We start from the raw sequence: 23,386 nt of genomic DNA on the forward strand, positions 1-23,386 counted from the left end.
AAGGCTCTTATTCCTCAGGAAAGTCAAGCCAAGGAAATTATAGCCACTTCTTGCGCTTGAAGTACCACAGGAACGCCAGTGAGGAAATCACCATCATAGTAAGGGCAAACGGGTACCCTCCTACCCAGTTCAGCTCCGGCATCACCTTGAAGTTCATGCCGTAAATGCTGGCAATTAAGGTAGGTGGCATGAACACCACCGTCATTACGGTGAAGATCTTAATGACCTGGTTTTGCTCAATGTTCACCAAACCCAGAAAAGTGTTCTGCAGATATTCAAGACGCTCAAAGCTGAATTGGGTGTGTTGCAAGAGGGAGTTAATGTCTTTGATGATGGTGCGCAGCCGCTCTTTCTCCGGCTCTTCCACGGCGTAGCTGCGCAACAGCGAAGAAACCAGCCGCTGCTTATCCACGATGCTCTCCCTGATGAGGATGGTGTTCTCCTGGAGTTCGGTAATCCTGATCAGGATCTCTTCTTCAATGGACTGCTCTTTCACCAGGCGCTTACTTACCACGTTGGTAGTGCGGGTCAGCAACTCAATAAAGTCGGCGTCATAGTCAATCTGGGTTTCCAGGAGCAAGAGCCAGATCTGGAAGGCTTTGGTGGTGGTGCTCCGGAAGGTTTTCATCTTGCGCACGGTCTCCCCGAAGGATTTCATTTCGGTGCGGCGCAGGGTGAACAGTATCTCGTTCTTGAGGATAAAGGAAACCTGGCGGGTGATGTAGGAACCCTCCTGGTGCATGACAAAGGCACTGTTCGCCTCAAAGATGTTATCATCCTCAAAGTAACGGGAAGAACTCTCAATCTCGGCGGCCTCCTGCTGGGTGAAGAACTCTATCCCGAACTCCTCCTCCACCAGGCGCTGCTCATGGTCGGTGGGCGACTGCAGGTCTACCCAGATTATGCGTCCTTTCTCCGGGTCATGGAAGCTCTCCGGGTTTTTCTCCCAGTGGATCTCCCCTCCTCTTATATAGAAGCCTCTAATCATCTCAGCTCATCTAGATTATCCTTCTGCCCGGCGCAACCAGACCATACTCAATTCACGGTGCAAACTTATAGAATAATGTTGGCATGCCGACTATTACCTTCTTGTGATCTGGCTTCTAAATAGGCCATAATCATTTGCATACTAATTCTTCTACTAAAGCTAAAAGCAAATGCACCTTTCCTGCTTGCCCACTTCCGCCACTTGCCTGTGGCGAAGGTTAGATTCACCTTCGGCAACATCCATGTTTATATATAAGCATGTTTATTATTAGATAGGCTAAAAACTTATTCAGGACACCTTCTCTCCTATTCCAATAGTTTTTCTACTAACGCATTAGGATTTCTCCTAATTAATTAGTAGTATTGGTTAAACATTTACCATTATGCAGAAACTAGGGAAACGGGAAGAGCAGATCATGCAGATCATCTGGCGGTTAGAGAAGGCCTTTATCAAGGATATCATAGACGCGCTGCCAGAACCGAAACCACACTACAACACCGTGGCCACCATGGTGAAGATCCTGGACGAAAAAGGATTCCTGCGGTCAGAGAAAGTGGGCAATACCCTGCAATACACCCCGCAGGTGCCCCTGTCCGAGTACCGCACCCAGGATGTTGCCAGCATCAAGCAGAAGTACTTCGGGAATTCTTTCTCCAAGATGATCACTCATTTCGCGAAGGAAGAGAACCTGTCTGATGCGGAGTTAGACGAGCTCATCCAGATCATTAAATCAAAGAAATCATCCTAACTCCATAAGCCATGATAGAATACCTCCTCAAAGTTTCTTTCGTGATTGGCGTGGTTTTCCTGTTCTACAAGATGGTGCTGCAGCAGGAAAGCTTTTTCTCCACCAATCGGTTGTACCTGCTCTGCGGCATCGCGCTGGCGTTTGCGCTGCCTTTTGTCACGCTACCCAAACTGGTGAACAACCAGGGGTTTATCGCAGAGGCTTTCAAGGTAGCCCAGACCGCCGAGGTTAAAGCCACCACCGTTTTAAGCCCCAAAGCCGGAAAACAAGCCCAAAACATTCCGGCCATTGAGGAAACCGCTTCCTCAGCGCAGGTCTTAGCGCAAGAGGAGGTTCTCAGGCAAAGCCAAACTGCTAGCACCTCAAACGCTACCTCTGCGGAGGCGGAGGCCCCTACCACCTGGGTTTTCTGGCTTGTGTTGCTGTACCTGTTCGGGGTGGCGGTCTGCGGGCTCAACCTGCTTTTCCAGATTGCCGGAACGCTCTGGAAAGCCATCCGCAGCCAGGACAAGATTGAGGACGGCGATTACATGATTGTGAACGTGGAAAGCAAACAGGCGCCCTGCTCCTTTTTCAAGTACATCTTCATCCACCCAGACGACTATGACTTTGACACCTATGAGCAGATTATCGCGCACGAGAAAATACACGTGCGACAGGGCCACACCCTTGACTTGCTCCTTGCAGAAGTGGCTGTTATTCTCTTGTGGTTCAACCCTTTGATGTGGTTTTTCAAAAAAGAGGTCGAAAAGAACCTGGAGTACCAGACAGATGCGCTGCTGCTGGAAAAAGAGCAGGTCAGCAAAACCCAGTACCAGTTCAACCTGCTGCAGATTGCCTGCCCGCACAAGCCGCTTTCCATCACCACCAACTACAACCAGTCACTTCTTAAACAACGCATTTTCATGATGAACGCCAAAAAATCTACCCCGCATGCCTTCTGGAAATACACCTTCCTGGCGCCGCTGTTCTTCGGGACGCTGCTGTTGTTGAATGAGCCCGCCACCAGCAAAACCATTTTGGAAGAGATGTCTGACACCTACTCAGCGGTAGCCAGCAGAATGCCCCAGATTCCTTTGGTAAACCCCGGCCCTCAGCTTCAAGACAACACAGTGGCTGAAGCAAGGCCACTTACCGAAGGTCCGGGATCCATCCCGGGACTTGAAAACCTGCCGCCGAACCCTGCCGCACCCCAGGGAATAAAATCCATTCCTTCACTCGGCACCCCTGGCAGCAACCGACCCGCACCATCCAGATTCCGGAACCGGATGAACATCATCGGCAACGCCAACATGACCGAGGGATTCTGGTATGGCCACGCAAACCAAAACGAATACTGCCTGGACCTGAAAGGCAAAAGCAATAACTCTAATTGGAACATCTCCCGGTGCTATCCTAAAAATGCCTTCACCAAGCAAGCCGACAATGTGTTCCAATTGACCCGCGAGGCCGGCACGCTGAAACTGACCGGTAACCTAACCGAGGAAGTAAGCCAGGGTAAATACGTCTTCAGCCAGGATGATGATTTTAAAAACTACCTGTCTAAGAAGGGCATTGCTAACTCAGAGGAGAACCTCCTTTTCCACCTCTTCCTGGCCGACGTGAACAAGAAGTATGTTGATTTCCTGAAATCTACCTACAACGATGTAGACGGAGACCGTCTGCAAGAACTCGCCATCCACGGCATCACCCTAGATGCTTTCCAGAGCTATTTGACTCTGTTCAAGAACCACAGCGCCCAAAAACCGTCTATGGAAGATGTGATTGGCGCCAGAATCCACGGCATCACACAGGAATACGTGCAACAGTTGCAGAATCTGGGTTTCAAGAACCTTTCTATGGAAAAGATGATGGAAGCCAAGATCCACGGCGTGACCCCGGCCTACGTAGGCGATCTGCGGAAAGCCGGTTACAACGACCTTTCCATTGATAAAATCATCGAGGCCAAAATCCACGGCATCACTCCTACCTACCTGACCGAGGTGAAATCCATGGGCTTCGGGGAGTTTACCCTGGACAAATACATCCAGCTCAAAATCCACGGGGTCAATACCGCCTACGTCAAGGACCTGAAAGCCGCGGGGTTCAACAACCTGAGCCTGGATCAAGTGGTGGATGCCAAGATACACGGGGTAAGCGCCAAAGCTGTGGAAGAACTGAGATCCTACGGCTTCAAAGACCTGTCTCTAGACAAATACATGGAGCTCAAAATACATGGCGTCAACAAAGCCTACCTGGATGACCTAGCCAACGCTGGTTTCAAAAACCTATCCGCAGACAAAGCCGTCGAGGCAAGAATCCACGGCGTCAACAGCAACTTCATCAAAATAGCCCGCCAGGAAGGCTACAACCTCAAAACCCTGGACGAATACATTAACGTGAAAATCATGGGCATGGCCCGAAGATCAAAACGCGACTAAATGCCTTTGAATTTCAATCTTCATTAATCAAGTGTTTAAAGCATGATTTCAGAAATTCATATTTAAAACACTTGATTTAAAATGCCTCACAATGGCTGAACCATTACCTTATATAAGTAAAGTAAGGCCATTAGTACCTTGTGACAATTACAGTAACAAAAGTAAAACCTATTAGAACAAGTAAGTACATACCACCATTCACCCGTCCTGCAGGACGATGCAAGCATTGCAGCAGCTCTAGAGCAAAATGTAACATACAGGGAGTTGGAGGTTGGGCGCATGCGTAACCCAACCTCCGACGAGCGCAGGCAGTGGCTCTTCCAGCTGCAGTGGCGTAAGTTATCTATGCAACAGAGGACGGCAGCCAGGTGTCACAAGAATGAAGAAAAGACTGTCTGAGCGTCAGCGAGTTTCTTTTCTTCTTGATTCTTTTGGTTACTTTTCTCATCAAGGAGAAAAGTGACAAACGCGGGCAGACCGCGACTGCAGCCATAAGACTTGGTAAGTAGGAAATAGAAAGAACTACCTCCAAAGTGATTTTGAGGCTAGCGCCTCACTGCAGTTGCAAACTGCAGACCATGGTAGGTCTAAGTCACAGACTTGAACCAGAGGAAGTGGGAGAAGAAGGATCAGCACCAGAAGTCATCCCCCTACCCCCTTCAAAGGGGGACATGCGTTTTGTAAGCATTTTTGCCAGAAAGTTGAAGAACAAACCGTTACAAAGCCTAAAATTTAGGCTAACAAATAGAACCAATCTTTAATCTAGACAAAGGAACCACAGTACACATTTACCTAAACACAATACACTTTCCTTTTCCACTGCCTTTTCCAAATAACAACCACAAACCGAACCACCTAAGCTATTTGTGAATTAATCCCACAACTCAACAGAATACCTTCTATTTCAACAGGTAAAGCAACAAGCAGCTATAATTCTTAAAAAATTATCAGCACCCGTGCAACCGATAAAAGAAACCGGTGTCTTTAGAATACAAATAGCCAGTCTCATCAAAATCTAAAGAAACTACAACTCTAGCTTATGAAAAAAAGATACCTCTTTTTAATGGGGCTGCTATGCCTATGCCTTTTCTTTTCGGAGGAGGTGAAAGCGCAAACCAACCCAGGCACCCCGCCGGCAGCCCAAAACGTGGGGAAAATCTCCGGTGTAGTGACCGACTCAACAACCGGAAAACCGGTGCAATACACAACAGTGTCCTTGGTTAAAAAAGGCTCCAGCACCTCGGTAGACGGAACCCTTACCGATGCGCAGGGGCAATTCACCTTCAAGGGGGTAGCCGCCGGAGAGTACAGTTTGGCGTTCAGCTTTATCGGGTATGAGGCGGTTTCCAGGCACAACCTTGTGCTTACGAATCAGAAGCCTGAGGTATCGGTGGGCACGATCAGGCTGAAGGTAGCGGCCACTAAGTTGAAGGAGGTGACGGTACAAGGCTTGCGGCCCACCATCACCCAGGAAGCCGACAAAATGGTAGTGAGTGTGCAAGGCACCGCCCTGGCCGCCGGAAGAACCGCTTATGATGTGCTTACCCGGGCTCCGGGCGTTTTCATTGACCAGGAAGGGAATATTCAGTTGAACGGCCGTTCTGGGGTAACGGTGATGCTGGACGGAAAACTCACGTACCTTTCGGCGCGGGATCTGCGGTCTCTCCTGGAGGGCATGCCCGCCGAGAACCTCAAAAACATAGAGGTTATCACCAACCCCTCGGCGAAGTATGACGCGGAAGGTTCCTCGGGTATTCTGAACATCAACCTCAGGAAGAACGAGGTGCAGGGCATGAACGGCAGTGTCTACGGGGGCTCTACGTATAACTTCAAGCAGGTGGGCTTCACGCTGGGCAGTACCTTCAACTACAAAACCGGACCCTGGAACTCGTTCCTGAACCTGGATGTGGCCCGGCGCGTGGGCGGCCGCGAAGCCACCTTCACCCGCGTTTTCTACGGCGAGCAGAACACCACCTATTTTGACCAGGTGGCCACCGGTAACTTTGAAGTACAAGGTCCGCCCGCCGTTCGCCTGGGCACCGATTACAGCCTGAACGACAACCACAGCGTGGGTTTCATGACGTACTTCAACACAAACAAACTGCACGCAGATTTCCTCACCGACACTTACATTGGCGGGGCGCCTAATAGCGCCACCCAGTACATAGACGCCAACAACTACAATTCCAACCGGTTCACCAACTTCACCACTAACCTGCATTACCTGGGCAAGCTGGATACGGCCGGCACCACCCTCTCAGCGAACCTGGACTTTGTCCGGATCACGAACCGCGGAGATGCCAACTTCTACAATTACTACTTTGACCTCACCGGAACCAAGCGCGACAGCATAGACTTCCTCTACACCGATACGCCTAACGGGTACAACATTTACTCCGCCAAAATAGATTACACCCATCCGTTCTCCCGAGGACGTAAAGTGGAGTTCGGTGCCAAAGCCAGCCGAGTGGCCTCAGACAATGACTCGCGCTTCTTTTTCAACAACTCAGAAGCCCTGGTGCTAGACCCCCAGCGTACGAACCATTTCATCTACGACGAGGACATTTATGCGCTTTATGCCAACTGGAGCAGCAAGCTAGGCGAGCGGTATTCCCTCCAGGCGGGTTTAAGGGCTGAGCAGACCGTTTCAAGGGGCGAATCCATCACCTATGACCAGGTGAACAAACGCAGCTACCTGAACTTCTTTCCCAGCTTGTTCCTGCAGCAGAAGGTAACCGAGAACTACCAGATCAACTACAGCTACAGCCGCCGGTTGCAGCGGCCCAATTACGGAAACCTGAACCCCTTCATTGCCTACCGAGATCCGTACACCTATTGGCAGGGCAACCCGGGCTTGCGGCCCCAGTACACCCACGCCATCGGGGTAACCCAGACCTTCAAAAAAGATTACTCGCTGGTGGCCAATTACCAGTTGATCAAAGATGTGATGGCCGAGATTCCTATTCTGGATGTGGAACGGGCACTCACCATTTACACCATCGGGAACGTGGATGATGGCCATAACCTCAGCCTCACCGCTAACGTGCCCGTGAAGATCATGAAGAACTGGGACACCCAGAACACCGCGCTGGTATCGTACAGCAAATACATGACCATGGTGGGCGAACAGAAAGCCACCAATGACCAAGTGTTCTATTCCTTCCAGACAAACCACAACATCCTATTGCCCGGCAAGCTGAAAATGGAGATTAATGCCGGGTACCGCGGTCCGGGGGCCTACGGCCTGTACGAGGTGTATAGCCAGTCTTGGGTGAACGTGGGCTTCAAGAAAAGCTTCCTGGAGGACAAGCTGGACCTGAGCGTCAACGCCAACGACATCTTCAAAGGGCAGCGCATCAAAGTGGGTACTATTGGTAGAAACATCAATGAGTTTGACCAATATTTCCGGGCCCGCAGCATAGGCATCAACCTGCGGTACAATTTCAGCCGGGGTGCCAAGTTTGACCCTAAACGCCAGAACAGCATAGATGAGGTAAACAGAACGTAAGCACCAAATTTAAAAATCACCTATGAAAACGCCTGCTCCTCACTTGAGGAGCAGGCGTTTTCATTCACAGAAAGAATTACTTTAAGAACATACAAAAAATTTATCATCTCTTTATTTATAAGAAGCACAGCATCTTACAAGGACAAAAACAAGAATCTCTTTAAGCCTCAATACCTTTGTCTTTCAATTGCCGTTTTCCCATAGGGCTATTCAACCGCTACGTGAATTGATTTTGGGTAAGCGAAACCCTATTTCCAAGAAACAGTCTTCTAAATCACCGACGGCCAAAAAAGTTTTACTCTTATATTGCAGCATGTTTGCGAACGAACTACGGCTGGGCAACATACTTCTGGAAGCGGGCAAACCAGTTGCCTTAGACGCTCCCAGATTAATTTCTATCCTAAGCGGAGACGGGAAGGAGTACGCGCCTATGCCCCTCACGGAAGAATGGCTGTCTGGTGCCACATACAATCCCCTGGAGCACGAGTTCACCTTCCCGCAACTGAGCCAGTGGGCCCTAGACCCCGAGTATAAAGAGATTGTCTTCAACGGCGGCTACATTGCCACCAGCGCTCCGGTAGAATTCGTACACCAACTCCAAAACTTCTTCTTCGTGATGACCGGCGAGGAACTGCCCCTTCCCCTGGAATCTTTCCAGTAAGCAATTGTGCCGCGGCGGGTATTCCGTTTTGCGTCTATATTTCAAAAAAGGCTTCAAAATAAAAAAGCCTTAGCCTCTCGTCAGGAAGGATTATTCTAATGCCTGGCAGCTTTCTCGGCTTCTTCTACCCCAGCCTCGGTGAGGCGGCAGAGCAAGGTCATGTCTTCTGCGTGGTCTAACTGCACCAGTTTCTTGATCTCCAAATCCCGCATCTCCTGCTCAATCTCGCCCAGCGAAAGTCCGGGCGTTTGTTGAGAAATTGCCGCCGCATCTAAGGGGAATTCGGTTTTACTTTCCTGGTCATTTACCAGGGCATACATCGCTTTTAGTATTCTGCTTTCTTTTGCCATTATTTATCCTTTTAGAACCTTGATTGTATTTAGTTGAGCCGATGGAGCCAAAGTCACCAGCTTTTCTGTTCTGAGATTGTACGGATAAGGTTTAAAGAAGGACTACCCGCCTTGATGGTTAAAGACTAACAAGGGGCAAGCTTATGAAAAAAAGCTCCCGTGCTTTAAGCCTGTTTCTTGTAAAACAGACCCAAAACGCGGGAGCCTTAATTTAGAACCTTTTGTAAGAAAGAATTTGATTCAGAAATCAATCCATCCGGAGGTTTTTGACTGGGTTGAGGGTGGCAGCCCTGAGGGCCTGATAACTCACGGTAAGGAAGGCAACCACGCCGGCTAAAATTACCGCGGCCCCAAACACCCAAAGTGGAATGTCAATGCGGTAAGCGAAGTCCTCCAGCCACTTGCGCATGGCGAACCAGGCCAACGGCATGGCAATCAGGGCGGCAATTAGAACCAGTTTCAGGAATTCCTTAGACAGCAAGGATACGATGGAAGAGGTTTCTGCACCCAGAATCTTCCGGATTCCGATTTCCTTTTTCCGGCGCTCAGCGGCGTAGGCCGCCAACCCGAACAATCCCAGGCAACCCACAAATATTGCCATGCCGGTAAAGATCCAGAGCAGGGTTTTCAGCTTGTCCTCAGATTTGTACATCACCTCAAAGTTGTCATCCATGAACTTGTATTCAATGGGGTACTCCGGAGAGAAACCATCCCAGACGTTCTTCACGTGGGCAATGCCTCCAGCCACGTTGCTGCTTTTCATTTTAACGGCCACCTTCCAGTTGGCACCCGGGAAAATCTGCAGGATGGTAGGGTCCATTTTATCGAACAGGCTCTTGAAGTGGAAATCCTTTACCACGCCCACCACTTCGCCTTTTTTAATGGTGTCTTTTTCGGCCCACATCTTCCATTCCATCTTTTGCCCCAAAGCCTTCTGCGGCGTTCCAAATCCCAGTTCCTTTACGGCCGTCTCGTTGATGACGAAAGCCGCGTCTTTATCGGTGGGAAACTCTTTGGATAAACCGCGGCCTGCTACCAACTTCAGCCCCAACGTATTAATGTAGTCATAGTCTACCATGAGGTGCGTGACCGAGTGGCTCACCCGCTCCCCGTTTTTGGTAATATAGATGCCATCTCCGGCGGTAGCATCTCCCGGAAAACCGTACCCGATGGATACGCTGGCCACGTTGGGGTTTTTCAGTAACTCGGTTTTGAAGGTTTCATAGTTTTTGTACATGTTGTCACCCCGCATCTCAAAGAACATAATTTGGTCTTTGTTGAACCCCAGGTCTTTGTTGTGCAGGAAACTCACCTGCTGGTAAACCACCACGGCGCAAATGATGAGGAACACCGACAAGGAGAACTGCAGCACAATAAGGCTATGTCGCAACCACGGGGTTTTACCAGGACCGTTGGTAATTGCTAACCCGCCTTTAAGTACGCTCACCGGCTTGAAGTTCGCCAGCACTACCGCGGGGTAAAGCCCGGCCAGAATACCCACCACCAGTAACAAGCCTAACAGCAGCAAGAGCAATCCAGGGCTGGAGAAGATATTGAACGCCATTTCCTTTTCGGTAAATGCATTCAATGAAGGCAAGAGCAAGGACGTAAGCGCCGCAGCGAACACCACGCTGATGAACGTAAGCAACAAGGTCTCGCCCAGGAACTGCAACATCAACTGCCCACGGCTAGCCCCGATGGTTTTCCGCACCCCCACTTCCTTGGCCCGCTGCAGGGATTTGGCCGTTGCCAGGTTCACGAAGTTAAAGCAGGCAATGACCAGGATGAAGAGGGCAATCACGCTTAAGGCCTTCACATAGGTAATGTTGCCCCGGATAGATTGGTCATATTTGAAACTGGCGGAGTACAGGTGCACTTCCCGCAGGGGCTGCAGGGCCGGCGTGTACTTGAAAGGCTGGTGGGTTTCTTCGTCAATCTGCTTTCTTGTCTCGGCCTGGAACTTGGAAAGCAGTAAAGCTGGATCTGCACCTTTCTTCAATTTAACATAAGTATAGAACTGTTGCCAACCCCAGCTTTTCATGCGTTCAGGCTCCAGCTGCATTCTGGCGATGTTTACCACAAAGTTGACCGGCAGGTGAAACTTGGGGTTGCTTTCAAATACCCCTTTCACCAGGTAAGATTCTTTGTCAATGGTAATTTTCTTCCCCACCGGGTCAGCCGTCCCGAAAACCCTGTCGGAAAACTTATCTGAGATCACCACCGAGGCAGGGTCATCCAACACTTTCTCCGGCGAGCCATAGATGAATTTGAGCGGAAATACCTGGAAGAACGTAGGGTCAGAGACCAAGCCGCCCTTTTCATACATCTTCTTATCGCCCGCCTCCACCAGGCTCTGCCCCTCCCAAGGTTGCATGATGATGCGTAACATGGTCTCTACCTCCGGAAAATCTTCCTTAAGGGTGGTGCCAAACATTGGGGGCACACAGGCAATCTGGTCCGTGGATTCTTCTGACTGCACGTTGTTATAGACGCGGTACACCCGCTCCCCTTCGGGCAGGAATTTGTCGTACTGCAGCTCGTCGTACACAAACAGCCCCAGCAGCAGGCAGGCGGTCAAACCCAAAGCCAGACCGGCAATATTAATGAAGCTGAAGCCTTTGTGTCGAAGCAGGTTACGGTAGGCTATCTTAAAGTAGTTCTGGAACATATAACTAGGCTTTCAAGGATTCTTTTAAAGTTAATTACAGCGAGGGATTCGTACATGGATTTCTGGAAAGTACCAATGGCTATGCCAGGGTAACCTGGGCCTGATCAGCGGTCACTTCGGTCATGATGGTCTGGCCATCCAGCATCCGGATAATTCGGTGGCTGTAGCGGGCATCGTGCTCCGAGTGGGTCACCATGATGATGGTGGTGCCCTGGCGGTTGAGTTCAGAAAGCAGGTCCATGACCTCGTTGCCGTTGCTGGAATCCAGGTTCCCGGTGGGCTCATCGGCGAGGATGAGCGGCGGCTGGTTCACCACGGCCCGGGCCACGGCTACGCGCTGCTGCTGTCCGCCCGAGAGCTGTTGCGGGTAATGGTTCATGCGGTGCGTGATCTGCACTTTCTCCAGCACCTCCTCTACCCGCCGGCGCCGCTCCGGGTTCTTCACGCCCAGGTAGATCAAAGGCAATTCCACGTTCTCAAACACGGTGAGCTCGTCAATGAGGTTGAAGCTCTGGAACACGAACCCGATGCTACTTTTGCGAAGATCGGCGCGCTGGCGCTCTGAGAAATGGGCTACCTCGGTGCCGTTGAACACCAGGCTGCCCGCATCCGGGTCGTCCAGCAGGCCCAGCAGGTTCAGCAGGGTTGATTTTCCGCAGCCCGAGGGGCCCATGACCGCCACAAACTCTCCGGCTTTTACCTCCAGGTTCACCTTGTTCAGGGCGGTGGTATGGATTTCATCGGTGCGGTACACTTTCTCTAAGTTCTGGGTCTGTATCATAGGTGTAGGTCTGGACTAATATTCCTACCGCAGAATATACAGAACAAATGCCAAAAACGCTTCGCACACATTTTCAACCACTTACAGGTTTTACCAGCAATCCGCGCGTGCAGATTCGCTCCCATAGTGTGCGATTTCGCACGTGGTTTCCCAAGGCTAATGCCTAAAAACATTCACTTTCAGGCAGTTGTAAGAATGGCATAATTATCGTTTTTTCGTCTGGCAGAAGATGAACCGGATCCTTTTAGAAATTCATCCACAATTCGGCTTACTGTTTCAGGCCTGTTTTATTGAAATCAGCCTTAAAACAAACTTCTTCTGGCAAGTGCCTGGGCAGTTTAACCACTGCGAGTTGACGATGACAACCCTACATACCCTTTATACCTTTTACCTATGCAATTGAAGAAGGCCTCTGTTCTGGTGATTGACGATGACCCCGATGTGCTGACCGCGGTACGGCTCCTGCTGCGGCCACAGGTAAAAGAGATTGTGGTAGATAAAAACCCCGAGAACCTGCCCTCGCTTTTGAAGCAGCACAGTTTTGACGTGATTTTGCTGGACATGAACTTCGCCTCTTCCATCAACACGGGCAACGAGGGCATTTTCTGGCTAAAAGAAATAAAACGGCTCAAATCCAGCGCCGCCGTGATCATGATCACCGCCTACGGCGATATTGACCTGGCCATCCGGTCGCTTAAGGAAGGCGCCTATGATTTTGTGGTGAAGCCGTGGCACAACGAGAAACTGCTCAACACGCTGCAGGAAGCCGTAAGCGGACAGGTGAAAGGCGCTTCTTCGGCCGCAGCCCCGGACAAAACACTTGGCTTTGGGATGGAACTGCTGGGCGAGTCGGAGGCCATGCAGGACATCTTCTACAAGATCAAGAAAGTAGCGCCCACCGATGCCAACATCCTCATCCTGGGCGAAAACGGCACGGGCAAGGAACTCATCGCCAAGGCGCTGCACCAACACTCTTTGCGCGCTAACCAGCCATTCATCAAGGTAGACGTGGGTGCGCTGACTGAGTCGTTGTTTGAAAGTGAGTTGTTCGGGCACAAGAAAGGCGCCTTCACCGATGCCCGCGAAGAACGCGCTGGTCGGTTTGAGGCGGCGAACAAAGGCACCATTTTCCTGGACGAAATCGGCAACATCTCTTTGCAGCAGCAAGCCAAACTATTGAGTGTGTTGCAGAACCGCCAGGTGATACGGGTAGGTTCCAACGAGCCGATCAACGTGGACGTGCGGCTCCTTTGCGCCACCAACGTTTCCTTAGCAGACCTGGCCAGTGATGCCCGGTTCCGGAAAGACTTGATTTACCGCATCAATACCGTGGAGATTGTGGTGCCGCCCCTGCGCAAACGCGGCAATGATGTGATTCTGCTGGCCCGCCACTACATCAAAGTCTACGCAGATAAATACCTGAAACCCCAGCTGGACCTTACCAACCGGGCCGTAGAAAAACTGAAAAGCTATCCTTTCCCCGGCAACGTGCGCGAACTGCAGTACGCCATAGAGCGCGCTGTGATCATGGCCGATGACCAGGCGCTGGACGCCAAGGACATCATCTTCTCCCCCATTGAAACGTCTCAGGAAGTGGCGGTTCAACCCACGGCTACCAACCTGGAGGAGCTGGAGAAAGCTACCATCATCAGGGTACTGGAGAAACACAACGGGGTCATGACCAAAGCCGCCAAAGAACTGGGCATCACCCGCACCGCGCTGTACAGAAGACTAGGCAAGTATGAGCTTTAAGAACTTTGAAGCCAAGCTGCTATTGCGGGTTTTCCTGCTGCTATTGACGTTGAGCACGCCTTCCATTGTCATAGTCAAAGGCTGGGCCGAGTTGCTGGTGTTTTTGGTACCGCTGCTGCTGTACCAAGTGTATGAGCTGTACCATTTTCTGAAAAAAGCCCAGGAAGAGCTGAACCTGTTCATTGAGGCCATCCACTACCGCGACTTCAACCGGTACTTCAGTGAAAAACCTACTTCGCCGCAGCTGCTGCACCTGAGAAAAGGCTTCAACCAGATCAACACCACGTTTAAAACCATCAACCAGGAAAAAGAGACCCAGCACCAGCACCTGCAACGCATTCTTGAACTGGTAGACACGGGCATCATGTCGTATAACCTGGACAGCGGCGAGGTGGTGTTGATGAATGAGTCACTGAAAAAGCTCTTGCAGATGCCTTTCTTGAAATCGGTGCACGCGCTGGAGAGACGGGACCCCAGCCTGTACGCCGAGGTGCAGAGCCTGCCGCCGGGCCACCCCAAGATTGCGCTTATCCAGACGCCCAGCCTGGAACGAAGCACCTACAAGTTCATGCTTTCGGCCACGGTATTCCAGAACGAGGGCAAAAGGTACAAACTGGTGGCCTTCCAGAACGTGAACGATGCCCTGGAGGAAACCGAATCGGCGGCCTGGCAGAAGCTTTTGAACGTGATGACCCACGAGATTATGAACTCCATTGCGCCCATCTCTTCCCTCGCTGATACCTTGAAAGACCGGCTGCAAATCACCGTACCCAACGGCGTCTCGGCCACCGATCTGGAGGATTTAGAGGAAGGCATCAGCACGATCAAATACCGGAGCCAGGGCTTGTTGAAGTTCGCGCAGACGTACCGCAACTTAAGCAAGATCACGCACCTGAACAAAGAGCGCCTGTTGGTACAGGACATTTTCCAGAACCTGCGCCGGCTCATGCTGCCTTCCCTAGCCCAGAAGAACATCCAGCTCAACCTGCTCCTACAGGAAGAAAACCTGACTTTGGAAGCCGATCCCAATCTCCTGGACCAGGTTCTGATCAACCTGCTGGTCAACGCCGTGGATGCCGTGAAAGAACAACCCGCCCCGGAAATCACCTTATCGGCCTACGCTTCCTCTGAGGGAAAAGTAGTACTCAAAATCTCCGACAACGGCAGCGGCATGTCCAAGCAAGTGCAGGAGAAAATCTTTATCCCATTCTTCAGCAGCAAGAAAAACGGCAGCGGCATTGGCCTGAGCCTTTGCAAACAGATCATCATGCTGCACAAAGGCACCATCCAAGTGCAGTCTGAAGAAGGCAAAGGCACCTCGTTTTTCCTGTTTTTTAAGTAAAACAGGCTTGAAATAGATGTATAATCAAATTCAGCGAGTACTTACAGTGGAGACTCTCCCCTTGAGGGGAGATTAAGAGGGGTGTTTACACAGGAGAACACGCATAGCTGATAATTTCTCATTACATGGATTGGCTAGCGCAAGGGCAACCACAAGGGATTGCCCCTACAGTTCAAATAAGCGTTATCAGCGGATGTAAACACCCCTCTTCGCTCCCCTCAAGGGGAGAATCTCTCTTTTATGAAACTGATAACTACTCCAACTTCGGTTCTGGTCCTCTGAACGCGTCTTTTTTGGATACTGCTGGCAGTTTTACCGAGCGACCTTCTTTGGCGGAATGGTAGATGGCTTCCATGATGCGGTGGTCTTGCAGGCCTTCTTCGCCTGGGGTGTAGGGCGTAAGGTCTTTTAGCACGCACTCAGAGAAATGGTCCATCTCGGTGGCGAACTGGTTTTTGTGGGCGATGTCTATGTCTTCTTTCCGGACCAGCATTCCGTCGGCGCGGGAGGTTTTCATCTGTTGGCCGGTGTAGGAAAAAGCCGGATCCATGTTGATCCATCCGCGCTCGCAAAGCACCCGGTAACGGCGGCTCTCGTGGGTGTTGTAGTGGGTGGCGCACGAGGCGTAAATGCCGTTTGGGAACTTCATTTGCCAGGACATCAGCTCTTCCACCTCCTTGAACAGCGGGTTGCCGGGCGTGCTGTATTGGTACGCAGAGACCTCGGTGGGTTCTGTGCCCAGCAAAAACCGCAGCGTGTTGAGGCAGTACAAGCCAATATCGGGCAGGGCGCCACCGCCGGCTAAGGCTTTCTTGTGCCGCCAATGCTGTGGGTTGGCCGAGCTTTGGCAGTTGAACGCTTCTATAAATTTCACCTCGCCAAATTTCTTGTCCTGCACCAACTGCCGCACGTGCCGGTTGTACGGCTCGTACTGGATGCGGTAGGCCACCATGAGTTTGCGGTTGGCTTTGCGGCAAGCGTCAATCATGGCCTGGCATTCTGCCGATGAGTTGGCCATGGGCTTTTCACAGAGAATGTGCTTGCCCGCTTTGGCGCCACGGATGGTGTACTCGGCGTGAAGGGCGTTGGGCAGCACAATGTAGATGACCTGTACCTCGGGATTGTCTTTGAGCTGATCGTAGGTCTCGTAGCTGTAACAGTTCTCGGGTTTGATGCCGTACTGCTGGGCTACCTTGCGCATCTTCTCGGGACTGCCGCTCACCAGGGCGACTGGTTTTGACTTCTTGCATTGCCCAAAAGCAGGCAGCAACTCTTCTAGAGTTAAGTGGCCTAATCCTACCAGGGCATAGCCTACCCGCTGGTCCGGGGGCATGGGTGTAGGCGTGGGTCCGGACTGGCGATCAGCGTCTGATTTCCAGGCTTCCAGTTTAATGGGCTCGTCTGGCTTGGAAGGCACCTGCGCCGGGGGTGAGACCGCCGGCAGTTTGGGTACGTTCTGGCCAGTGGGTGCGTTAGTACTTCCTACCTCGGAGGCTTGACCTGTGGTCGTTTTGGTGGTTTGGCAGGAAGCCATAAACCCGCCTACTACGCCGGCGGCCATGCCTTTTCCAGCCATTTGCAGAAAACTTTTCCGGCTTACCGGTTGGGTAAATTCATCGGGTACCAGCGTCAACAGTCTGTCTAGGGGAAACATACTATTTGTTTAAAATGAACAGAAAACGCCTGCCTTCCTGACAGACTTCTTTTTTAAACCCTCCTTTTTCAGAAATGTTTACCCGATTATAATAGAATGCGCATCCGTAACATAGCGGTAATAGGAACGCTCCAAGGGCCAAAGCAATACCACCCTTGCCGTTCCCTTTGATGAGGGATGACAAAAGCAGGAGAAGAAGCAATAGACGATTGCCAAGACCAAGACGACTTTATTAGATATAAAAATACTTTGATCAGCAAACGTCATCATCCCCCTACCCCCTTCAAAGGGGGACGGCTAGAACACGTACTAGTAGTAAGACGTAGCAGAGCAGATCAGAACAGAAATCATCTTGTTCTAGAGAAAAGGTTATGCTGTTTCCAACGTCTTTTAAAAAAAACAGCCTATAATCAGAGGCTTACCCACGCATCCGTTACGTTCACTTGACTGCTGCTGTACTCCTTAGTAATCGCCGCATGGCCAGCAAACCCAACAGTGGGCCGAGGGCCAGGAACAGAAACCAGTAGCGGGGAGACACATCGGCTTGCAGGCTGCGCAGAAACTGGATGCTCATGATGGTGATGGCAAACCCCAGGGAGTTCACGATGGTCAGGGCCGTTCCTTTGGCTTGCGCCGGGGCAGATTGGGCCACCAGCGTGGAGAACTGCGGCGAATCCATGACCACGGCCAGGCCCCACACCAGCAACAAGCCTAGGAACAACGGCAAGGACATCTGAAACAGCCACGGCGATACCAGGCAGCACACCATGGAAACCGCCAAGGCGCCGAAAGCCGTTTTGGCGCTCCCGATGTTCCCGGCCAGAAAACCACCGGCTACGCAGGCCAGGGCGCCCACCGCAATAATGGTAAAGGAAAGCAAAGGATTGTTGAGGGGCGTTTCAGGATGGGCTTCGGCGTACAGGGCCAGGATGAAGGGCACAAACGCCCAGAACGTGTACAGCTCCCACATGTGTCCGAAGTACCCAAAAGCAGCCGCCCGAAACTCTTTTTGCCGGAAGATCTGGAAAAAGGCCTTGAAATCTGGTTGGCTGCTATGGCTTCTGAAAGGACCGTTTGGCACCAGCGCAAACAAACTGAATCCGCCTAGCACGGCTAAGCCTGAGGTGGCCCAAATCACGTAGCGCCAGGGCAATCCCTCTGTCATACTTTTAAGCAGATGCGGAAACGCAGTGCCCAACACCAAGGCTCCTACCAGAAATCCCAAAGCCTTGCCCAATCCTTTCTGGTGGTAATCCGAGGCTATTTTCATGCCCACCGGGTAAATGCCGGCCAGGCAGAAGCCCGTGAGAAACCGGGAAAGAACCAGGGCCGGAAAACCATTGGCTAGCAAAAGACTCAAGTTAAACCCCGCTCCTGCCACAGCGCACACCAGGAACACCCAGGAAGGCGAAAACCGGTCAGAAATGGTAAACACGGCAAAAACCAGCGTACCCAGAATAAAGCCCAACTGCACCGCCGAGGTAAGATGACTGAGCGAACTGGCCTCTAAGTGAAACTGCGGAATAAGGTTTGGCAGCACCGCATTGCCCGCGAACCACAACGAGGTACAGGCAAATTGAGCCAGCACAATGGTGGGAAGGATATGCTTTGGGGTTGAAGGCAGCGTGTTGGTCAACTAAAAACAGGTTATTGAAAGAGACAAGATAAAGGAATACCAAAAGAATGGTTCGGCGGTGTGTAGGCAGCGTTAGTACCCGTAGTACAGCAAACTGATGCTGAACGCTTTATTCTTCTAAAACCCTTCTTAGGTAGTTGATCTGCCCTAAATGGTAAGACAGGTGAGCTAGTAAATGGATTAGAAAATACTGGTTTGTCATGGCATACCCCAGCACCTCCTCTTTGTGGGGTTCTTCTAATTGTTCTTCCCTCAGGTGGTGAAAAGATTGTAGCACAACTTCTTTTGTTTCCTCCATCTGCTTTACCAGTTCTTGTGCAGGCACATCTTTCAAGCTAAACTCGGCCTCTCGGTTTCTTACATACGGGTAATTACCTAAGTTCTTCCCGATATACGTTTTCAGATTCCCGACCAGATGTAAGGATAAGTTCCCGGCTGAATTCTTTACCTCTCCTTTGGTTACCCAAAGATTGCTCTCCACCTGAAATGCTTCTATTTCACTTTTAAATCTGTCAAGGTCTCGGATATACAACTTGATCAATTCAGATTTCATTTTATTGGTTTAAAACTTAGGCAAAAAGAATAAAAAGTATCTGCACTGCTGAGGTCAAATGGCTGAATAAACTTGTTTATAGATGAAACTTAGGAATTAGCTTAAGAAGCTCTGCATTGCCCACAAATTAGAGAGAGGTACAGGCTAATTGGGTTAAGACAATAGTAGGGAGATTAATTTAAACTTTTAATAAATTCTAAAGCATCAATTTGCACATTTTCTTTATCTACAACAATCGATTTTTCGATATTTAATGGCTTAGGAAAACAATCAGCATAAACTTTAGCAGTTAAAATAATATTAGTTTGATTAAATACTGATAAATAAAACCCTTTATATAAATCTATTGACCTTTGAGGCTGCAAAGCACTTACCTCAAAAGAAATATAATATTTATCTTTACCTTCTTCAATTTTAAACATTGTAGAATTAAAATTAGACAAATTTATATCTCCGCCCCCATAAAACCTATTTTTGGTTTTATATGGCACTTTCAATGCAGTTTCAGATAAAATGTAATCAGGACTGAAGGGTATTTCGATTTCAACATAGATATCTCTAATACTTATTTGACTAGTATTCGTTAAATAAAAATTAATTTGTTCAGTCTTTTCATTTAACACAAAGTATTCGATGTACTCTCTATAAAAATCCTTATTAACTGTATCTATAGAATTGTGTGAAATTATAAATGCTGTACCATCTTTAGTTTTTGTTATACTATTGTCTATCTTTTTAATCTCTTTATAATCAGGAACATCATCAATACTCTCTACAATAAAATTTTTTAATTTTAAATTAATTTTATCCTTAAATTTAAAATCATTACTTAAAAATCCTAATTCTAAATTTGGAAGTAAAGAAAAATCTTTACTTGAAATAGATTCATTTATTAATTGCCTAGTTTTAATTTCTAAATGCTTGTAAAGCTTATCCCTAAAATCTAAAATATTTTTGTAATTTTCAACTAAGCCATTATCATATGTTTTTTTCTTAAATTCTTTTAACTTTTTATATTGTTCTAAGTCAACATTATCTAATTCAACTTTGGCTTTAGAAAAATAGAGCATAACAATTTTACCATTGGCACCCACTTTTTCAATTTCCTCTATTGTTCCACTATCAAAATCTTCAGTTGGCGAACCTATTCTTGTCCAAAAAACTCCTATTGCCATATCACAATAGTCAACTACATCCCTATTAATAAATTCTTGAGGTCTTTTACCCATTTCTGGTGAAGCATGCGTTTCCCATCTCAAAGGCAATAGAACAACTTTTTTATCATATGAATGCAAATCATTCCATTCTTGAATAACTCTTGCTATAATTTCTCTTTCTTCTTCAACATCACTTGGAGATGCTATTAGAATTCGGAATACTTTAGCAGTATATGGCATATTTTTTCTAAATTAAATAAGTGAATAAAGTTTACACCGCCACCGGCGCCTTAATCCCCGGCCACGGCTGGTAGTCTTCCAGCGTGAAATCCTCAAAAGAAAACCCGAAAATATCTTTCACTTCGGGGTTAATCTTCATCTTAGGCAGCGGGCGCGGCTCGCGGGAAAGCTGCAGTTCAGTTTGCTCCAGGTGGTTCGTGTAGAGGTGCGTGTCACCGCCGGTCCAGATGAACTCGCCGGGTTCCAGGTCGCACACCTGGGCTACCATCATGGTGAGCAGCGCGTACGAGGCAATGTTGAAGGGTACGCCTAAGAAAACATCGGCGGAGCGTTGGTAGAGTTGGCAGGATAGTTTGCCCTCGGCTACGTAGAACTGGAAAAAGGCATGGCAAGGCGGCAGTTTCATGTTGTTGACCTCGGCCACGTTCCAGGCACTCACAATGAGGCGGCGCGAGTCGGGGTTGTTTTTGATCTGGTTGATCACCTGGGTGATCTGGTCAATGTGGCCACCGTCGGGGGTTGGCCAGGAACGCCACTGCGAGCCATACACCGGTCCCAGGTCCCCGTTTTCATCGGCCCATTCGTTCCAGATGCTTACGCCTCGCTCCTGCAGCCAGCGCACGTTGGTCTCGCCGCGCAGAAACCATAGCAGCTCGTAGATAATAGACTTCAGGTGCACTTTCTTGGTAGTCACCAACGGGAAGCCCTCCTGCAGGTTAAACCGCATCTGATAGCCAAACACACTCAACGTACCCGTGCCGGTACGGTCTTCTTTCTTCACGCCGTTGTCCAGAATGTGGCGCATTAAATCTAAGTAAGCCTGCATATGGTTAATAAGTAAGGTCTGATGGAAAATAGAGGGTTAGAAGCTTGAAGTTAGCAAAAAGTGCCCACTACCAAAGGGAAGCCCCTAAAAGTACCCCCTCCATTTCGCCACGCAATACCCGTAATACCATCTTGAAATAGGTGCCCGTATTAGGGGCGTTTTCCTGAAAACGCCTCTAAAAGAGTTGGTTAAAACCCCGCTCCTATTTTTTCTGCGGTCTATGCGCCTGAAGGAACGGGCCAAGCTTTTTGTTACCTATCTTTAGAGCCCTTAGCCAACCACAAACAAGACCCTATGAAAAAATTGATGCTATCGGCTGTATTGGCCGGAGCGCTGCTTTCCTCCTGCCAGAAAAAGGCAGAGACCACCGCGGCCGCTAACGTGGCCAACAATACGCAGCTTACCACCCTATTTGAGAACTATTGGGAGCAGAACGCCCGGTTCTTTCCGCTGGATGCCACCGCCCAGGGCGATAACCGGTACAACCACCTCCTGCCCAATGACAACACCCAAGCCTTTCGGGACAGCCTTAAAACCTTCTACCAGCAATACCAAGACAAGTTGCACCAGTTTAAGCGCGAGGACCTGAACGCCAACGACCAGATCAGCTACGACATTTTTGAGTACGAGACCAAAACCCGCCTGGAAGGACTCCAACGCAACACCTGGATGATCCCGTTCCAGCAGTTCTGGGGCTTGCCGCTCACCATGGGCCAACTGGGATCGGGCACCGGAAACCAGCCGTTCAAGACCACCAAGGACTACGAGAACTGGCTGGGCCGGGTGCAGGGCTTCACCCTTTGGGCCGATAGCGCTATCAGCAACCTGAGAAGAGGCATGGCGGCCGGGGTGGTGTTGCCTAAACCACTTGTCACCAAAATGATCCCGCAGATGCAGAGCATGGTGGTCTCTGACCCTACCAAAAGCTTGTTCTACGGACCCATCCAGAATTTCCCCGCCGAGGTTCCGGCGGCAGACCGGCAGCGCCTGACCCAGGCCTACAAACAAGCCATCAGCACGCAGTTAGTGCCTACGTATCAAAAACTTGCCACTTTTCTGCAGCAGGAATATCTGACTAAATCCCGCACCAACACCGGCATACAGGACATTCCGGGCGGCAAGGACCTCTATACCTACTATGTGAAGTATTGGACCACTACGGACCAGACCCCGAACGAAATCTACAAAACCGGCCAGCAGGAAGTAAAGCGCATCCACGGCGAAATGGTGAAGGTGAAAGAACAGGTGGGCTTCAAAGGAACCATGGAGGAGTTCTTCACTTTCCTCCGCAACGATCCCAAGTTCACGCCTTACAAAAATCCGGAGGAGGTGTTGAATGCCTTCCGCGCTATCCAGGCCAAGATTACTCCCAACCTCCAGAAGATGTTTGGCCGCACGCCTAAGACTCCGTTTGAGATCCGCCAGACCGAGGCTTTCCGGGCGGCTTCTGCCTCGGCTGAGTACAACCAGGGCTCGCCAGACGGTTCCCGGCCCGGTATTTTCTACGTGCCTATCTTAGACGCCACCAAGTTCAACACCACCTCGGGCATGGAATCACTGTTCCTGCACGAGGCCATTCCGGGCCACCACTACCAGATTTCTTTGCAGCAGGAAAACGAGAATCTGCCTAAGTTCCGTCGCTTCAGCTGGTACGGAGCCTACGGCGAAGGCTGGGCACTCTACACCGAATCACTAGGCAAGGAATTGGGCCTCTACTCAGATCCGTACCAAAACATGGGCGCCCTGGGTGACGAGATGCACCGGGCCATCCGCCTGGTGGTAGACGTTGGCATGCACACCAAAGGCATGACCCGCGAGGAAGCCATCCAGTACATGATGGCCAACGAAGCCATTTCTGAGGAAGGCGCCATTGCGGAGATTGAGCGGTACATGGCTATTCCCGGCCAGGCGTTGTCTTACAAGATTGGCCAATTGAAGATCAGGGAACTGCGGGCCAAATACGAGAAAGAACTAGGCGATCAGTTCAAGCTGGCTTCTTTCCATGATGAACTGCTCAAAGACGGCAACATGCCTTTGAGCGTGTTGGAGAAGAAAATGGACAGCTGGGCCAAAGCGCAGTAGAAGTAAACCCAATTCCTATT

The 23,386-nt window shown here is 50.0% G+C and carries 16 protein-coding genes; 7 read left to right on the forward strand and 9 right to left on the reverse strand.

All coding sequences use genetic code 11. The features are described 5' to 3' along the window. Positions 1 to 37: 37 nt before the first annotated feature. Entirely contained in the window at positions 38 to 988 is a 951-nt protein-coding gene (gene corA / locus FOA19_RS13560) for a magnesium/cobalt transporter CorA (protein ID WP_149091337.1), read from the reverse strand. Positions 989 to 1,370: 382 nt separating this feature from the next. On the opposite strand from corA, the gene FOA19_RS13565 reads away from it, so the two are divergent. The 4 genes from FOA19_RS13565 to FOA19_RS13580 all read left to right on the forward strand — a co-directional run bounded on the left by FOA19_RS13565 (position 1,371) and on the right by FOA19_RS13580 (position 8,325). Then, on the forward strand, positions 1,371 to 1,736 hold the full coding sequence (locus FOA19_RS13565) for a BlaI/MecI/CopY family transcriptional regulator (protein WP_149091338.1): 366 nt from the start codon (positions 1,371 to 1,373) through the stop codon (positions 1,734 to 1,736). A gap of 11 nt (positions 1,737 to 1,747) precedes the next feature. Next, positions 1,748 to 4,156, forward strand: a complete 2,409-nt coding sequence (locus FOA19_RS13570; protein WP_149091339.1) for a M56 family metallopeptidase — start codon at positions 1,748 to 1,750, stop codon at positions 4,154 to 4,156. Between the two features lie 1,039 nt (positions 4,157 to 5,195). After that, positions 5,196 to 7,664 carry a TonB-dependent receptor domain-containing protein gene (locus FOA19_RS13575; RefSeq protein ID WP_149091340.1) on the forward strand — a complete coding sequence of 823 codons (2,469 nt, stop codon included), beginning with the start codon at positions 5,196 to 5,198 and terminating at the stop codon, positions 7,662 to 7,664. Positions 7,665 to 7,977: 313 nt separating this feature from the next. Beyond that, entirely contained in the window at positions 7,978 to 8,325 is a 348-nt protein-coding gene (locus FOA19_RS13580) for a hypothetical protein (protein ID WP_149091341.1), read from the forward strand. A 95-nt stretch (positions 8,326 to 8,420) separates the two neighbouring features. Here the strand turns inward: FOA19_RS13580 and FOA19_RS13585 are convergent, their stop codons facing one another. The 3 genes from FOA19_RS13585 to FOA19_RS13595 all read right to left on the reverse strand — a co-directional run bounded on the left by FOA19_RS13585 (position 8,421) and on the right by FOA19_RS13595 (position 12,124). Then, positions 8,421 to 8,675, reverse strand: a complete 255-nt coding sequence (locus FOA19_RS13585; RefSeq protein WP_149091342.1) for a hypothetical protein — start codon at positions 8,673 to 8,675, stop codon at positions 8,421 to 8,423. A 247-nt stretch (positions 8,676 to 8,922) separates the two neighbouring features. Continuing rightward, the gene (locus FOA19_RS13590; protein WP_149091343.1) at positions 8,923 to 11,343 is read right to left on the reverse strand and encodes an ABC transporter permease; all 2,421 of its coding nucleotides are present in this window, start codon (positions 11,341 to 11,343) and stop codon (positions 8,923 to 8,925) included. Positions 11,344 to 11,422: 79 nt separating this feature from the next. After that, entirely contained in the window at positions 11,423 to 12,124 is a 702-nt protein-coding gene (locus FOA19_RS13595; protein ID WP_149091344.1) for an ABC transporter ATP-binding protein, read from the reverse strand. Positions 12,125 to 12,517: 393 nt separating this feature from the next. On the opposite strand from FOA19_RS13595, the gene FOA19_RS13600 reads away from it, so the two are divergent. Further along, positions 12,518 to 13,876 carry a sigma-54-dependent transcriptional regulator gene (locus FOA19_RS13600; RefSeq protein WP_149091345.1) on the forward strand — a complete coding sequence of 453 codons (1,359 nt, stop codon included), beginning with the start codon at positions 12,518 to 12,520 and terminating at the stop codon, positions 13,874 to 13,876. Further along, entirely contained in the window at positions 13,866 to 15,218 is a 1,353-nt protein-coding gene (locus FOA19_RS13605) for a sensor histidine kinase (RefSeq protein WP_149091346.1), read from the forward strand. The genes FOA19_RS13600 and FOA19_RS13605 overlap by 11 nt, the downstream gene beginning before the upstream one ends. A 253-nt stretch (positions 15,219 to 15,471) precedes the next feature. On the opposite strand, the gene FOA19_RS13610 is transcribed toward FOA19_RS13605, so the two are convergent. The 5 genes from FOA19_RS13610 to FOA19_RS13630 form a co-directional block, all read right to left on the reverse strand. Beyond that, positions 15,472 to 16,872: a Gfo/Idh/MocA family protein gene (locus tag FOA19_RS13610; RefSeq protein WP_149091347.1), complete on the reverse strand. Its 1,401-nt coding sequence runs from the start codon at positions 16,870 to 16,872 to the stop codon at positions 15,472 to 15,474. Between the two features lie 439 nt (positions 16,873 to 17,311). Continuing rightward, entirely contained in the window at positions 17,312 to 18,508 is a 1,197-nt protein-coding gene (locus FOA19_RS13615; protein ID WP_223808893.1) for an MFS transporter, read from the reverse strand. Between the two features lie 109 nt (positions 18,509 to 18,617). Next, complete coding sequence (locus FOA19_RS13620; protein ID WP_149091348.1) at positions 18,618 to 19,061, reverse strand: DinB family protein; 444 nt, start codon at positions 19,059 to 19,061, stop codon at positions 18,618 to 18,620. A gap of 173 nt (positions 19,062 to 19,234) precedes the next feature. Beyond that, a complete protein-coding gene (locus FOA19_RS13625) occupies positions 19,235 to 20,458 on the reverse strand; it encodes a hypothetical protein (protein ID WP_149091349.1) in 1,224 nt (407 codons plus the stop codon). Positions 20,459 to 20,489: 31 nt separating this feature from the next. Then, positions 20,490 to 21,284 (reverse strand): thymidylate synthase, encoded by a 795-nt coding sequence (locus FOA19_RS13630; protein WP_149091350.1) that lies wholly within the window; start codon positions 21,282 to 21,284, stop codon positions 20,490 to 20,492. 294 nt (positions 21,285 to 21,578) lie between these two features. On the opposite strand from FOA19_RS13630, the gene FOA19_RS13635 reads away from it, so the two are divergent. After that, the gene (locus FOA19_RS13635; RefSeq protein ID WP_149091351.1) at positions 21,579 to 23,366 is read left to right on the forward strand and encodes a DUF885 domain-containing protein; all 1,788 of its coding nucleotides are present in this window, start codon (positions 21,579 to 21,581) and stop codon (positions 23,364 to 23,366) included. Positions 23,367 to 23,386: the final 20 nt, after the last annotated feature.

Origin of the sequence: Rufibacter hautae (assembly GCF_008271695.1) — a bacterium.
In the GTDB taxonomy this organism is placed as follows: Bacteria; Bacteroidota; Bacteroidia; order Cytophagales; family Hymenobacteraceae; genus Nibribacter; species Nibribacter hautae.

Excerpts from the sequence above, each read along its gene's own strand:
- FOA19_RS13625 (WP_149091349.1), bottom strand. The coding sequence starts at position 20,458 with ATGCCATATACTGCTAAAGTATTCCGAATTCTAATAGCATCTCCAAGT.
- FOA19_RS13630 (WP_149091350.1), bottom strand. The coding sequence starts at position 21,284 with ATGCAGGCTTACTTAGATTTAATGCGCCACATTCTGGACAACGGCGTG.
- FOA19_RS13575 (WP_149091340.1), top strand. The coding sequence starts at position 5,196 with ATGAAAAAAAGATACCTCTTTTTAATGGGGCTGCTATGCCTATGCCTT.
- FOA19_RS13610 (WP_149091347.1), bottom strand. The coding sequence starts at position 16,872 with ATGTTTCCCCTAGACAGACTGTTGACGCTGGTACCCGATGAATTTACC.
- FOA19_RS13585 (WP_149091342.1), bottom strand. The coding sequence starts at position 8,675 with ATGGCAAAAGAAAGCAGAATACTAAAAGCGATGTATGCCCTGGTAAAT.
- corA (WP_149091337.1), bottom strand. The coding sequence starts at position 988 with ATGATTAGAGGCTTCTATATAAGAGGAGGGGAGATCCACTGGGAGAAA.
- FOA19_RS13605 (WP_149091346.1), top strand. The coding sequence starts at position 13,866 with ATGAGCTTTAAGAACTTTGAAGCCAAGCTGCTATTGCGGGTTTTCCTG.
- FOA19_RS13600 (WP_149091345.1), top strand. The coding sequence starts at position 12,518 with ATGCAATTGAAGAAGGCCTCTGTTCTGGTGATTGACGATGACCCCGAT.
- FOA19_RS13570 (WP_149091339.1), top strand. The coding sequence starts at position 1,748 with ATGATAGAATACCTCCTCAAAGTTTCTTTCGTGATTGGCGTGGTTTTC.
- FOA19_RS13595 (WP_149091344.1), bottom strand. The coding sequence starts at position 12,124 with ATGATACAGACCCAGAACTTAGAGAAAGTGTACCGCACCGATGAAATC.
- FOA19_RS13580 (WP_149091341.1), top strand. The coding sequence starts at position 7,978 with ATGTTTGCGAACGAACTACGGCTGGGCAACATACTTCTGGAAGCGGGC.
- FOA19_RS13590 (WP_149091343.1), bottom strand. The coding sequence starts at position 11,343 with ATGTTCCAGAACTACTTTAAGATAGCCTACCGTAACCTGCTTCGACAC.
- FOA19_RS13620 (WP_149091348.1), bottom strand. The coding sequence starts at position 19,061 with ATGAAATCTGAATTGATCAAGTTGTATATCCGAGACCTTGACAGATTT.
- FOA19_RS13565 (WP_149091338.1), top strand. The coding sequence starts at position 1,371 with ATGCAGAAACTAGGGAAACGGGAAGAGCAGATCATGCAGATCATCTGG.
- FOA19_RS13635 (WP_149091351.1), top strand. The coding sequence starts at position 21,579 with ATGAAAAAATTGATGCTATCGGCTGTATTGGCCGGAGCGCTGCTTTCC.